Source organism: Clavibacter tessellarius, assembly GCF_001618005.1.
In the GTDB taxonomy this organism is placed as follows: domain Bacteria; phylum Actinomycetota; class Actinomycetes; order Actinomycetales; family Microbacteriaceae; genus Clavibacter; species Clavibacter tessellarius_A.
In genome coordinates this window covers 1-12,526 of the sequence record NZ_LQXA01000017.1, presented here as the reverse complement: position 1 = coordinate 12,526, position 12,526 = coordinate 1, and the positions used below count along the sequence as shown (strand labels likewise).

Sequence of the window (12,526 nt, the reverse complement as noted above, 5' to 3'; positions counted from 1 at the left end):
GTGCCGGGGATCGGCCAGAACGGACAGGGGGCCTAGAACGGCTCGAGGAGGCGCTGGAGGAAGCGCCGCGTGCGCTCCTCGGCCGGGTGCTGGAGCAGCTGCGACGGATGCCCGCGCTCGACCACGACCCCGCCGTCCATGAAGACGACCTCGTCCGCGACCTGCCGGGCGAACGCGAGCTCGTGCGTCACGATCACCATCGTCCAGGACTCGTCGGCGAGCTCCTTGATCACGCTCAGCACCTCGCCCACGAGCTCCGGGTCGAGCGCGGACGTCGGCTCGTCGAAGAGCAGGATCTGCGGCCGCAGCGCGAGCGCGCGCACGATGCCCACGCGCTGCTGCTGGCCGCCGGAGAGCTGGAACGGGTGCTGGTCGCGTTTGTCGGCGAGGCCGACGCGCGCGAGCAGCTCCTCCGCCTCGCGCGTCGCCTCGGCCACGGGCCGGCGCTGCACGTGGACAGGACCCTCGATGACGTTCTCCAGCACCGTCCGGTGCGGGAACAGGTTGTACTGCTGGAAGACCATCGCGGAGCGGTCGCGGAGGGCGAGGAGCTCGCGGTTCCGCGGCTTCGCGCCGAAGTCCACGCGGAGCGGGCCCGTGGTGCCGGCGCGCGAGTCGGCGTCGGCGGCCGCCACCTCGACGACGCCGGCCTCGGGCACCTCGAGGCCGTTGAGCGAGCGGAGGACGGTGGTCTTGCCGGATCCGCTCGGGCCGATGAGCGCGGTCACGCCGCCGCGGCGCACCTCGAGGTCGATGGAGCGGAGGACCTCGTTGTCGCCGAACGACTTGCGGAGCCCCCGGACGGTGAGGACGGGCTCTCCGGGCGCACGGGGCGCCACGGGCGCGGGATCAGTGGGCGACATACCGGTCGAGCCTCCTCTCGAGGCGGGTCTGCGCGAACGACAGCACGAGGCAGACGAGCCAGTAGATCAGCGCGGCCTCGAGGTAGAGGATCATGAACTCGCCCGTGACGGCCGCGATCTGCTGCGACTGCCGGAAGAGCTCGGTCACGAGGATGGTCGAGGTGAGGGACGTGTCCTTCACGAGGCTGATGAAGGTGTTCGACAGCGGCGGCACGGACACACGCGCGGCCTGCGGCACGATGACGCGCCGCAGCGTCATGGCCCGGGACATGCCGATGGTGTGGCCCGCCTCCCACTGCCCGCGGGGCACGGAGAGGATCGACGCCCGGATGATCTCGGCGGCGTACCCGCCGACGTTCACCGACAGGGCGATGACCGCGCTCGGCCACGGCGGCAGCACGACGCCGATGGCCGGGAGGCCGTAGAAGATGACGAAGAGCTGCACCAGCAGCGGCGTGCCCCGCACGACGGAGATGTAGAACCGGGCGATCGCGGAGACCACGCGGTTGCCGTAGAGGCGCATCAGCGCGATGCCCAGCGCGATCACGAGCCCGAGGACGAACGTGACGAGCGCGAGCGGTATGGTGCCGCGGATCGTCTCGAGCGCGAGCGGCCCGAAGGACGACAGGATCAGCTCCCACTCCCTCGACATGCGTCCCCCTCGTCCCGTCCTCGTCCGTCAGCGTACGCGGGCGGCTACTGGGAGACGTCCGCGCCGAAGTACTTCTCGGAGATCTGCGCGAGCGTGCCGTCGGCGCGCAGGTCGGCGAGGGCCTGGTCGACCGCGGTGACGAGGTCGTCGCTGCCCTTGCGGAAGACGAGCGCGCTGAGCGACGGGTCGTCGGTCTCGGCGGCGACCTGCAGGTCGGAGGCGCCCTGCTGCTTCTGGTAGTCGAGGAGCGTGAGGCGGTCGTTGATCGTCGCGTCGACCCGGCCCTGCTGGAGGAGCGCGACGGCCTGCGCGAAGCCCTCGACGGCCTCCACCTTGGCGCCGCTCTTCGTGGCGAGCTCGTTCCAGTTGCTGGTGAGCGACTGCGCGGTGGTCTTGCCGGCGAGGTCGGTGAACGAGGAGATGCCGGAGTCCGAGCCCTTCACGATGATCACGCCCGGCGACACCGTGTACGGCTCGGAGAAGTCGTAGGCCTTCTTCCGGTCGTCGGTGATGGAGATCTGGTTCGCGATGACGTCCCAGCGGCCGGACTCGAGGCCGGCGAAGATCCCGTCGAACTGGGTCTCCTCGAAGACCGGCTTCACGCCGAGCTTCCCCGCGACCGCCGTGGCGACCTCGACGTCGTAGCCGGAGAGCGCGCCGGAGCCGGATCCCTCGTGGAAGGAGAACGGCGAGTAGGTGCCCTCGGTGCCGATGACCAGCTCGCCCGCGGCCTTCACGTCGGAGAGGCTCGAGGCGGCTGCCGGCGTGCCGGAGGTGCCCGTGCCGCCGCCCGTGCCCGCGTCGCCCGAGGCGCAGCCGGCGAGGCCGAGGGCGGCGACGGCGACGAGGCCCGTGAGGGCGAGTGCGGGACGGAGGCGGGAGCGGAGGGTCATGGGGGTCCTTGCGTTCTCGGCGGATCCGCGGGGGATCGGCGCGTGCGGGATGCGGAAGCGGCGGCGGGATGCCCGGATCTGCCGGGGAGCGCCGTCCGCCATGGTCTCAACGCCGACGCCACGTCGGTATTCCCATGTCGGCGGATGACGCCCGGCCGGCGCGGCGACTCACCCGCCCGTCAGAAGAGCGGCTCGGGATCCGTGCCGTCGCCTTCCCCCACAGGGCCGATCTCGCCCTCGAGCTCCTCGAGCCGCAGGTTCACGATGCGGTCGAGGGCCTGGCGGATGACGGGCGCGAGAGGCGCCAGCTCGCGTGCGAGGGCGGCGTCGACCGCCTGCTGGATCTCCGCGTGGTGCTCGCCGTAGTCGACGAACGCGGGCATGCCGAAGGGATGGTCGCGGTACACGGGGCCGCGGGAGTCGAGGTAGAGGCGCTCGCGTGCGTCCTGGGCGGCCTCGGCGCGGGCCGTCTCGAGGGCGGCGAGCAGCGGGTGCATGGCGGAGTGCGGGGCGTCGCGGGGGATCGCCTCGTGCTGGGCGAACGCGGACGCGTCGCACGCGGCGCAGGATCCGCACGGCCCGGTCGCCGACGAGGCCGCCTCGGTCGCGTGGCGGAGGGCGTGCGCGCGCCAGGCCAGGACCACGTCCTCGAGCATCCGCACGACGCCTCCTCGGGTCCCAGCGCGGGGCCGCCGGTACGCGCCCCACTGTATCGCCGGCCGGGAGAGGGGCCGGGGACGAGGAAGGGCCCCGCCGGAGCGGGGCCCTTCTCATCGTGCGCTCGCGCGCCGGCGGTCCTAGTTGTAGGTGCCGGGCGTGTAGTCGTCCGAGCTGAAGCTGTCGAAGTCGACGAAGCTCAGGTCGGACTCGTTGAACACCGACTCATCCGTGAAGATGCGGTTCGGGTAGCGCTCGGCCTTGGCCTCCTCCGTCGCGGTGACGGTGACGTCGCGGTACTTCGCGAGCCCCGTGCCGGCCGGGATCAGCTTGCCGATGATGACGTTCTCCTTGAGGCCCATCAGCGGGTCGGACTTGCCCTCCATGGCGGCCTGCGTGAGCACGCGGGTCGTCTCCTGGAAGGACGCGGCCGACAGCCACGACTCGGTCGCGAGCGAGGCCTTGGTGATGCCCATGACCTCCTGACGGGCGGAGGCGGTCTTCTTGCCCTCCGTCAGCGTGGCGCGGTTGACCTCGTTGTAGCGGGCCCGGTCGACCAGCTCACCGGGGAGGAGGTCGGTGTCGCCGTGCTCGACGACCGTGACCTTGCGCAGCATCTGCCGCACGATGACCTCGATGTGCTTGTCGTGGATCGGGACGCCCTGCGAGCGGTAGACGCCCTGGACACCGCCCACGAGGTGCTTCTGCACCTCGCGCACGCCCTTGACCCGGAGGACCTCCTTCGGGTCGATGGCGCCGACGTGCAGCTGCTGCCCGAGCTCGACGTGCTGGCCGTCCTCGACGAGGAGGGTCGCGCGCTTGAGCACCGGGTAGATGTGCGGCTCGTCGCCGTTGTCCGGGGTCAGGATCACCTTGCGGCTGCGATCCGTGTCCTCGATCGTGATGCGACCGGCGGCCTCCGCGATGGGCGACGCACCCTTGGGGGTGCGTGCCTCGAAGAGCTCCTGCACGCGGGGCAGACCCTGCGTGATGTCGTCCGCCGATGCCACACCACCGGTGTGGAAGGTGCGCATCGTGAGCTGCGTGCCGGGCTCGCCGATCGACTGGGCCGCGATGATGCCGACGGCCTCACCGATGTCGACGAGCTTGCCGGTGGCGAGCGAGCGGCCGTAGCAGGCCGCGCACACGCCGACGGCGGACTCGCACGTGAGGACCGAGCGCACCTTGATCTCGTGCACGCCGGCCGCGATCAGGTGGTCGATCATGACGTCGCCGACGTCGCTGCCCGCGGGGGCGACGACCTCGCCGGCCTCGTTGACCGCGTCGGCGGCCAGCGAGCGGGCGTACACGGAGTTCTCCACGTTGGAGTCGCGGACCGACGTGCCGTCCGCCGCCGGGGTGGCGATCGGCAGGTCGAGGCCGCGGCCCGTGCCGCAGTCGTCCTCGCGGATGATGACGTCCTGCGACACGTCCACCAGACGACGGGTGAGGTACCCGGAGTCGGCGGTGCGCAGCGCGGTGTCGGCCAGTCCCTTGCGGGCGCCGTGGGTGGAGATGAAGTACTCCGCCACCGTCAGGCCCTCGCGGTACGAGTGGACGATCGGGCGGGGGATGATCTCGCCCTTCGGGTTCGACACGAGGCCGCGCATGCCGGCGATCTGGCGGACCTGCATCCAGTTGCCTCGTGCCCCGGAGGACACCATGCGGTTGATGTTGTTGTCGGCGGGGAGGTTGTCCTCCATCGCCTTCGCGACCTCGGCCGTGGCCTTGTTCCAGATCTCGATGAGCTCCTGACGACGCTCGGCGTTCGTCGTGAGGCCCTTCTCGAACTGGCCCTGGACCTTGGCGGCCTGCTTCTCGTAGCCCGACAGGATGGCCGCCTTGGTGGGCGGGGTCAGCACGTCGGAGAGCGCGACCGTGACGCCGGAGCGCGTGGCCCAGTAGAAGCCCGCGTCCTTGATCCGGTCGAGCGCCGCGGCGACCTCGACCTTGGGGTAGCGCTCCGCGAGGTCGTTGACGATCTCGGAGAGCTTGCCCTTGTCGGCGACGGCCTCGATGTAGGGGTAGTCGACCGGCAGGGTCTCGTTGAACAGCGCGCGACCGAGGGTGGTCTCGAGCAGCACGGGACCGACCGTCTTGCCCTTCTCGTCGAGCTCGACGCCCTCGGGCGTCTCGCCCTCGGCGAAGTAGAGGTCGTGCAGGCGGATGCGCACCTTGGCGTTGAGGTCCAGCGAGAGCTGGTCCTTCGCCAGGATGGCCTCGGCCACCGAGCTGAACGCGCGACCCTCACCGGCGACGCCCTCCTTGAGGGTGGTCAGGTGGTGCAGGCCGATGATCATGTCCTGCGTGGGCAGGGTGACCGGGCGTCCGTCCGACGGCTTGAGGATGTTGTTCGAGGCGAGCATCAGGATGCGCGCCTCGGCCTGGGCCTCGACCGACAGGGGCAGGTGGACGGCCATCTGGTCGCCGTCGAAGTCCGCGTTGAACGCGGCGCAGACGAGCGGGTGCAGCTGGATGGCCTTGCCCTCCACGAGCTGGGGCTCGAACGCCTGGATGCCCAGGCGGTGGAGCGTGGGCGCGCGGTTGAGCAGCACGGGGCGCTCGCGGATGATCTCCTCGAGCACGTCCCACACCTGTCCGCGGCTGCGCTCGACCATGCGCTTGGCGGCCTTGATGTTCTGGGCGTGGCTCAGGTCGATCAGGCGCTTGATGACGAACGGCTTGAACAGCTCGAGCGCCATCTGCTTGGGCAGACCGCACTGGTGCAGCTTGAGCTGCGGTCCGACGATGATGACCGAGCGGCCCGAGTAGTCCACGCGCTTGCCGAGCAGGTTCTGGCGGAACCGGCCCTGCTTGCCCTTCAGCATGTCGCTGAGGGACTTGAGCGCGCGGTTGCCGGTGCCCGTGACGGGACGACCGCGGCGGCCGTTGTCGAACAGCGCGTCGACGGCCTCCTGCAGCATGCGCTTCTCGTTGTTCACGATGATCTCGGGGGCGCCGAGATCCAGCAGACGACGGAGGCGGTTGTTGCGGTTGATGACGCGGCGGTAGAGGTCGTTCAGGTCGCTGGTCGCGAAGCGGCCGCCGTCGAGCTGCACCATCGGGCGCAGCTCCGGCGGGATGACCGGGACGACCTGCAGCACCATCGCGGCCGGCGAGTTGCCGGTGGCGAGGAAGGAGCTGACGACGCGCAGGCGCTTGATGGCGCGGATCTTCTTCTGGCCCTTGCCGGTGGCGATCTGCTCGCGGAGCAGCTCCCCCTCGGCCTCGAGGTCGAAGGCCTCCAGGCGCTTCTGGATCGCCTCGGCGCCCATGTGGGCCTCGAAGTAGATGCCGAAGCGGTCCTGCAGCTCGTGGAAGACGGCGTCCTCGGGCTTGAGCTCGCCGACCTTGAGGCTGCGGAACTCCTCCCAGACGCGCTCGAGGCGGGAGATGTCCTCGTCGAACGCCTTGCGCGTCTGACCCATCTCCTTCTCGGCGCCGTCCTTCGCGCGGCGCTTCTGGTCGCTCTTGGCGCCCTCGGCCTCCAGCGCGGCCAGGTCGGTCTCGAGGCGCCCGAGGCGCTCCGCGATCTGGCTGTCGCGCTGGTCCTGCAGGGTCTTGATCTCGAGCCGGAGCTCGTTCTCGAGGCCGGGCATGTCCTCGTGGCGAGCATCCTCGTCCACGCTGATCACCATGTAGGCGGCGAAGTAGATGACCTTCTCGAGGTCCTTCGGCGCCATGTCGAGCAGGTAGCCGAGGCGCGACGGGACGCCCTTGAAGTACCAGATGTGCGTGACGGGCGCGGCGAGCTCGATGTGGCCCATGCGCTCGCGGCGGACCGCGGACTTGGTGACCTCGACGCCGCAGCGCTCGCAGACGATGCCCTTGAAGCGCACCCGCTTGTACTTGCCGCAGGAGCACTCCCAGTCGCGGCTGGGTCCGAAGATCTGCTCTCCGAAGAGGCCGTCCTTCTCGGGCTTCAGCGTGCGGTAGTTGATGGTCTCGGGCTTCTTGACCTCACCGTGCGACCAGCGGCGGATGTCGTCGGCCGTGGCCAGGCCGATCCGCAGCTCATCGAAAGTTGTTACGTCGAGCAATTTTCCTTCTCTCCTTGGAAAGCTTCGAGTCGAAAGTCGTGTCGGGCTTAGATGTCGTCGATGCTGGACGACTCGAAGCGGGTGGAGATGTTGATGCCGAGCTCCTCCGCCGCGCGGAAGACCTCGTCATCCGTGTCGCGCAGGCTGACCGCCTGGCCGTCCGCCGAGAGGACCTCGACGTTCAGGCAGAGGGACTGCATCTCCTTGATCAGGACCTTGAAGGACTCGGGGATACCCGGTTCCTGGATGTTCTCGCCCTTGACGATGGCCTCGTACACCTTCACGCGGCCGAGGATGTCGTCCGACTTGATGGTGAGGAGCTCCTGGAGCGCGTAGGCCGCTCCGTATGCCTCGAGCGCCCACACCTCCATCTCGCCGAACCGCTGGCCGCCGAACTGGGCCTTACCGCCCAGGGGCTGCTGCGTGATCATCGAGTAGGGACCCGTCGAGCGCGCGTGGATCTTGTCGTCCACCAGGTGGTGCAGCTTCAGGATGTACATGTAGCCGACCGAGACGGGCTCGGGGAACGGCTCGCCGGAGCGGCCGTCGAACAGGCGCGTCTTGCCGCTGGACCCGATGAGGCGGTCGCCGTCGCGGGTGACCGTCGTCGAGTCGAGCAGGCCGGCGATCTCCTCCTCGAGCGCTCCGTCGAACACCGGGGTGGCGACCTTCGTGCCGGCCGGGGCCTGGCGCGCGTGGTCGGGCAGGCGCTCGGCCCACTTCGGCTTGCCCTCGACCTCCCAGCCCTGCTTGGCGATCCACCCGAGGTGGGTCTCCAGGACCTGGCCGAAGTTCATGCGGCCGGGGATGCCGAGCGGGTTGAGGATGACGTCGACCGGGGTCCCGTCGGCGAGGAACGGCATGTCCTCGACCGGCAGGATCTTGGAGATGACGCCCTTGTTGCCGTGACGGCCGGCGAGCTTGTCGCCCTCGGTGATCTTGCGCTTCTGCGCGATGAACACCACGACGCGCTGGTTGACGCCCGAGCCGAGCTCGTCGTCGCCGTCCTGCGAGTCGAAGACCTTGACGCCGATGATCGTGCCCTGCTCGCCGTGGGGCACCTTCAGGGACGTGTCGCGGACCTCGCGGCTCTTCTCGTTGAAGATCGCGCGCAGCAGGCGCTCCTCGGCGCTGAGCTCGGTCTCGCCCTTCGGCGTGACCTTGCCCACGAGGATGTCGCCGGGGCGGACCTCGGCGCCGATGCGGATGATGCCGCGCTCGTCGAGGTCGGCGAGCAGCTCCGGGCTGACGTTGGGGAGGTCGCGGGTGATCTCCTCCTTGCCGAGCTTGGTGTCGCGCGCGTCGACCTCGTACTCCTCGATGTGGATGGAGGAGAGGGTGTCGTCCTTGACCAGGTTCTGGCTCAGGATGATGGCGTCCTCGAAGTTGTGGCCCTCCCACGGCATGAACGCGACGAGCAGGTTCTTGCCGAGCGCGAGCTCGCCGTTCTCCGTGGCGGGGCCGTCGGCGATGACCTCGCCGGCCTCGATGCGGTCGCCGGCCGAGACCAGGACGCGGTGGTTGTAGCTCGTGCCCTGGTTGGAGCGGTCGAACTTGCGCAGGTAGTAGGTCTGCGTGCCGCCCGCGTCGAGCTGGATGGTGACGACCTCGGCCGACACCTCCTGGACGACACCCGCGGCGTCGGCGGTGAGGACGTCGCCGGCGTCGATCGCCGCGTAGCCCTCCATGCCGGTGCCGACGAGCGGGCTCTCGCTGCGCAGCAGCGGGACGGCCTGACGCTGCATGTTCGCGCCCATGAGGGCCCGGTTCGCGTCGTCGTGCTCGAGGAACGGGATGAGCGAGGTCGCGACCGACACCATCTGGCGCGGGGAGACGTCCATGTAGTGGACGTTCTCCTTCGCGACGAGCTCCACCTCACCGCCCTTGGGACGGACGAGGACGCGGTCCTCCGCGAAGCGGAAGTCCTTCGTGAGGGGCGCGTTGGCCTGGGCGACGAGGAACTCGTCCTCCTCGCTGGCCGTGAGGTAGTCGATCGTGTCGGTGACCACGCCGTCGACGACGCGACGGTACGGGGTCTCGATGAAGCCGAACGAGTTGATGCGGGCGAACGACGCCAGCGAGCCGATCAGGCCGATGTTCGGGCCTTCCGGGGTCTCGATGGGGCACATGCGGCCGTAGTGCGACGGGTGGACGTCGCGGACCTCGACGCCGGCGCGCTCACGGGACAGACCACCCGGGCCGAGCGCCGAGAGGCGGCGCTTGTGGGTGAGACCCGCGAGCGGGTTGTTCTGGTCCATGAACTGCGACAGCTGGCTCGTGCCGAAGAACTCCTTGATCGCGGCGACGACGGGGCGCACGTTGATCAGGGTCTGCGGCGTGATGGCCTCGATGTCCTGCGTGGTCATGCGCTCGCGGACGACGCGCTCCATGCGGGACAGGCCGGTGCGCACCTGGTTCTGGATGAGCTCGCCGACCGCGCGGATGCGGCGGTTGCCGAAGTGGTCGATGTCGTCCACGTCGAGGCGGAGCTCGACGGGCTTGCCGTCGCGCGTGCCGTTCATCTTCGTCTCGTTGGCGTGCAGCGAGACGAGGTACTTGATGGTCGCGAGGATGTCCTCGACCGTCAGCACCGAGTCGGTGAGCTGCTTGTCGATGCCGAGCTTGCGGTTGATCTTGTAGCGACCCACCTTCGCCAGGTCGTAGCGCTTCGGGTTGAAGTAGAAGTTGTCGAGCAGCGCGCGGGCGGCCTCGGCGGCGACCTGCTCGCCGGGACGGAGCTTGCGGTAGATGTCCTTGAGGGCCTCCTCCTTGGTGAGGATGGAGTCCTTCTCGAGCGTGAGCTCGATGGACGCGACGCCCTTGAATTCCTCGAGGATCTGCTCGCTGGTGAGGCCGAGGGCCTTCAGGAACACGGTGACCGACTGCTTGCGCTTGCGGTCGATGCGGACACCGACCTGGTCGCGCTTGTCGATCTCGAACTCGAGCCAGGCGCCGCGGGACGGGATGACGCGGGCGGAGTAGATGTCCTTGTCGGAGGTCTTCTCCTGCTGGCGCTCGAAGTACACGCCGGGCGAGCGGACGAGCTGGGACACGACGACACGCTCGGTGCCGTTGATGATGAACGTGCCCTTCTCCGTCATGAGGGGGAAGTCGCCCATGAAGACCGTCTGGGTCTTGATCTCACCCGTGAGGTGGTTCATGAACTCGGCCTCGACGTAGAGGGGGGCGGAGTAGGTCTTGCCCCGCTCCTTGCACTCGTCGATGGAGTACTTCTGCTCCTCGAGGTACGGGTTCGTGAACCCGAGCTGCATGGTCTCGCCCAGGTCCTCGATGGGGGAGATCTCCTCGAAGATCTCCTCGAGGCCGGAGTTGAGGGCCAGGTCGGTGCGACCCTGCGCGGTGCCCTCCTCGACCCGGCGCTTCCACGCGTCCGAGCCGACGAGCCAGTCGAAGCTCTCGGTCTGCAGCGCGAGCAGGTCGGGGACGGTGAGGGTGTCAGTGATCTTCGCGAACGAGAGACGCGATGCGTCGCGACCGTTCTGGGGAGTGGGAGTTGCGTTGCGCGCAGCAGCCAAGGAAATTACCTCCGTGGGCCCCGTCGGGCTCCGATGTCGTCGATACGCCGAGACCGACCCGGGTGGTGACCCGTGCCGATCCTGATGGAGTTGCTCGCCACACCTCGCGGGTGGGGCTCGGGATGGACCCGAGCGCACACGATGACCGACCGCAATATGAAGGCAAAAGGGAGTGGGAGCGCAAAGGATCACCATACGGGTCGCGACGCGCCATGTCCAGCGGAATCTTGCATCCTCGGCGTGTCTCGGTGTATAACGTCCGGTCGCCCTGATCCCGGCCCTCCCGCCGCGGGTAGCGTCGGGGCATGAGCGCTCCCTGGCACGTGACCTCCGGCGGCCCCTCGCACGTGCACCGGGCGGGCGACGTGGAGATCCGGAAGGCCTCCGTCGGCCCCATGGACAACGACGCGTACCTCCTCACCGACCTCGACTCCGGCGAGCGCCTGCTCGTCGACGCGGCCGCCGACGTCGACCGGCTGCTGGCCCTGGTGGCGGAGCCGGATCCCGTCGGCCGCCTCGCCGTCGTCGTCACCACCCACGGGCACGCCGACCACCACGGGGCGCTCGCGGCCCTGCTCGACGCGACCGGCGCGACCAGCGCCGTGGGCGCGGCCGACGCGGGCGACCTGCCGGTCGACGCGGACCGGCGGCTCGCGCACGGCGACGAGGTGGCGTTCGGCGGCGTGACGGTCGGCGTCGTCGCGCTCCGCGGCCACACCCCGGGGAGCGTCGCGCTCGTCCTCGAGCCGGGCGACGGCAGCGTGCACCTCTTCACGGGCGACTCGCTCTTCCCCGGGGGCGTCGGGAACACGGGAGGCGACGCGGACCGCTTCCGGCAGCTGGTGGACGACGTGGGGGAGCGCCTCTTCGCGCGCTTCCCCGACGACGCGATCGTGCACCCCGGCCACGGCGACGCGACGACGCTCGGCGCCGAGCGCGGATCCCTCGCCGGCTGGCGGGCGCGCGGCTGGTGACGGGACGCCGGGCCGCCCGGTCGACGCCCGGGGCCTGCGCCTAGGCTGAGGAGATGCCCGAGCACCCGTCGACCGTCCTGTCCCTGAGCGGGCACCGGGCCGTCATCGAGCCCGACCGGTTCGTGCCGGGCGCGTACCAGCTCGTGGTCGACGGCACGCCCCAGTCGCACGTGAACATGGACGACCCGGGTGAGCTGTTCTTCGAGTACGTGCAGCGCATGGGGCACGTCATCGACCTGCTCGGCGACCCCGGCCAGCCCATCACGGCGCTGCACCTCGGCGCCGGCGCCCTCACCATCCCGCGGTACGTCGAGGCCACCCGGCCCGGATCCCGCCAGCAGGTCATCGAGCTGGAGCAGGACCTCGTCGACCTGGTGCGCGAGCACCTGCCGTGGTCGCGGAAGGCCTCCATCCGGCTCCGCTACGGCGACGCGCGCGACGTGCTGGGGCGGCTGCCGCAGGGCCTCCGCGGATCCGTCGACCTCGTCGTGACGGACGTGTTCAGCGGCGCACGCACGCCCGCCCACATCACGAGCCGCGAGTTCCACGCGGAGGCGGCGTCGTTCCTCGCGCCCGGCGGGATCATGACCGTCAACGTCGCCGACGGCCACGGCCTCGCGTTCGCGCGCGGGCAGGCGGCGACCATCCGGGACGTGCTGCCGCACGTCGCCGCGCTCGCCGAGACGCAGGTGCTCAAGGGCCGCCGCTTCGGCAACGTCGTGTTCGCGGCGTCGGCCACGCCGCTCCCGTTCGACTTCGTCCCGCGCCTGCTCGCGGGCGGGCCGCACCCCGCCAAGGTCGTCGAGGGCCGCGAGCTCGCCGACTTCATCGCGGGCGCGTCCGTCGTCACCGACGCCACCGCCGTGCCGTCCCCCTCCCCCGCCCGCAGCGTCTTCCAGACGAGGCCCTGA

Annotated in this window: 8 protein-coding genes; 2 read left to right on the top strand and 6 right to left on the bottom strand. The window is 70.0% G+C overall.

Features of this window, described 5'->3' with window-relative positions:
- Positions 1-32: 32 nt before the first annotated feature.
- The 6 genes from AWH51_RS03680 to rpoB all read right to left on the bottom strand — a co-directional run bounded on the left by AWH51_RS03680 (position 33) and on the right by rpoB (position 10,641).
- The gene (locus AWH51_RS03680) at positions 33-863 is read right to left on the bottom strand and encodes an amino acid ABC transporter ATP-binding protein (protein ID WP_063070783.1); all 831 of its coding nucleotides are present in this window, start codon (positions 861-863) and stop codon (positions 33-35) included.
- On the bottom strand, positions 850-1,515 hold the full coding sequence (locus AWH51_RS03675; protein WP_063070782.1) for an amino acid ABC transporter permease: 666 nt from the start codon (positions 1,513-1,515) through the stop codon (positions 850-852). Before AWH51_RS03675 ends, AWH51_RS03680 begins: the two co-directional genes overlap by 14 nt.
- A 44-nt stretch (positions 1,516-1,559) precedes the next feature.
- Positions 1,560-2,408: an amino acid ABC transporter substrate-binding protein gene (locus AWH51_RS03670; RefSeq protein ID WP_063070781.1), complete on the bottom strand. Its 849-nt coding sequence runs from the start codon at positions 2,406-2,408 to the stop codon at positions 1,560-1,562.
- A gap of 179 nt (positions 2,409-2,587) precedes the next feature.
- Positions 2,588-3,064 (bottom strand): hypothetical protein, encoded by a 477-nt coding sequence (locus AWH51_RS03665; RefSeq protein ID WP_254654464.1) that lies wholly within the window; start codon positions 3,062-3,064, stop codon positions 2,588-2,590.
- A 141-nt stretch (positions 3,065-3,205) separates the two neighbouring features.
- On the bottom strand, positions 3,206-7,105 hold the full coding sequence (locus AWH51_RS03660) for a DNA-directed RNA polymerase subunit beta' (protein WP_063070779.1): 3,900 nt from the start codon (positions 7,103-7,105) through the stop codon (positions 3,206-3,208).
- 47 nt (positions 7,106-7,152) lie between these two features.
- Positions 7,153-10,641 carry a DNA-directed RNA polymerase subunit beta gene (gene rpoB / locus AWH51_RS03655; RefSeq protein ID WP_063070778.1) on the bottom strand — a complete coding sequence of 1,163 codons (3,489 nt, stop codon included), beginning with the start codon at positions 10,639-10,641 and terminating at the stop codon, positions 7,153-7,155.
- Between the two features lie 305 nt (positions 10,642-10,946).
- Here rpoB and AWH51_RS03650 point away from each other — a divergent pair, with 305 nt between their 5' ends.
- Both AWH51_RS03650 and AWH51_RS03645 read left to right on the top strand, forming a co-directional pair.
- The gene (locus tag AWH51_RS03650) at positions 10,947-11,615 is read left to right on the top strand and encodes an MBL fold metallo-hydrolase (RefSeq protein WP_063070777.1); all 669 of its coding nucleotides are present in this window, start codon (positions 10,947-10,949) and stop codon (positions 11,613-11,615) included.
- Between the two features lie 53 nt (positions 11,616-11,668).
- Positions 11,669-12,526, top strand: a complete 858-nt coding sequence (locus AWH51_RS03645; protein WP_063070776.1) for a spermidine synthase — start codon at positions 11,669-11,671, stop codon at positions 12,524-12,526.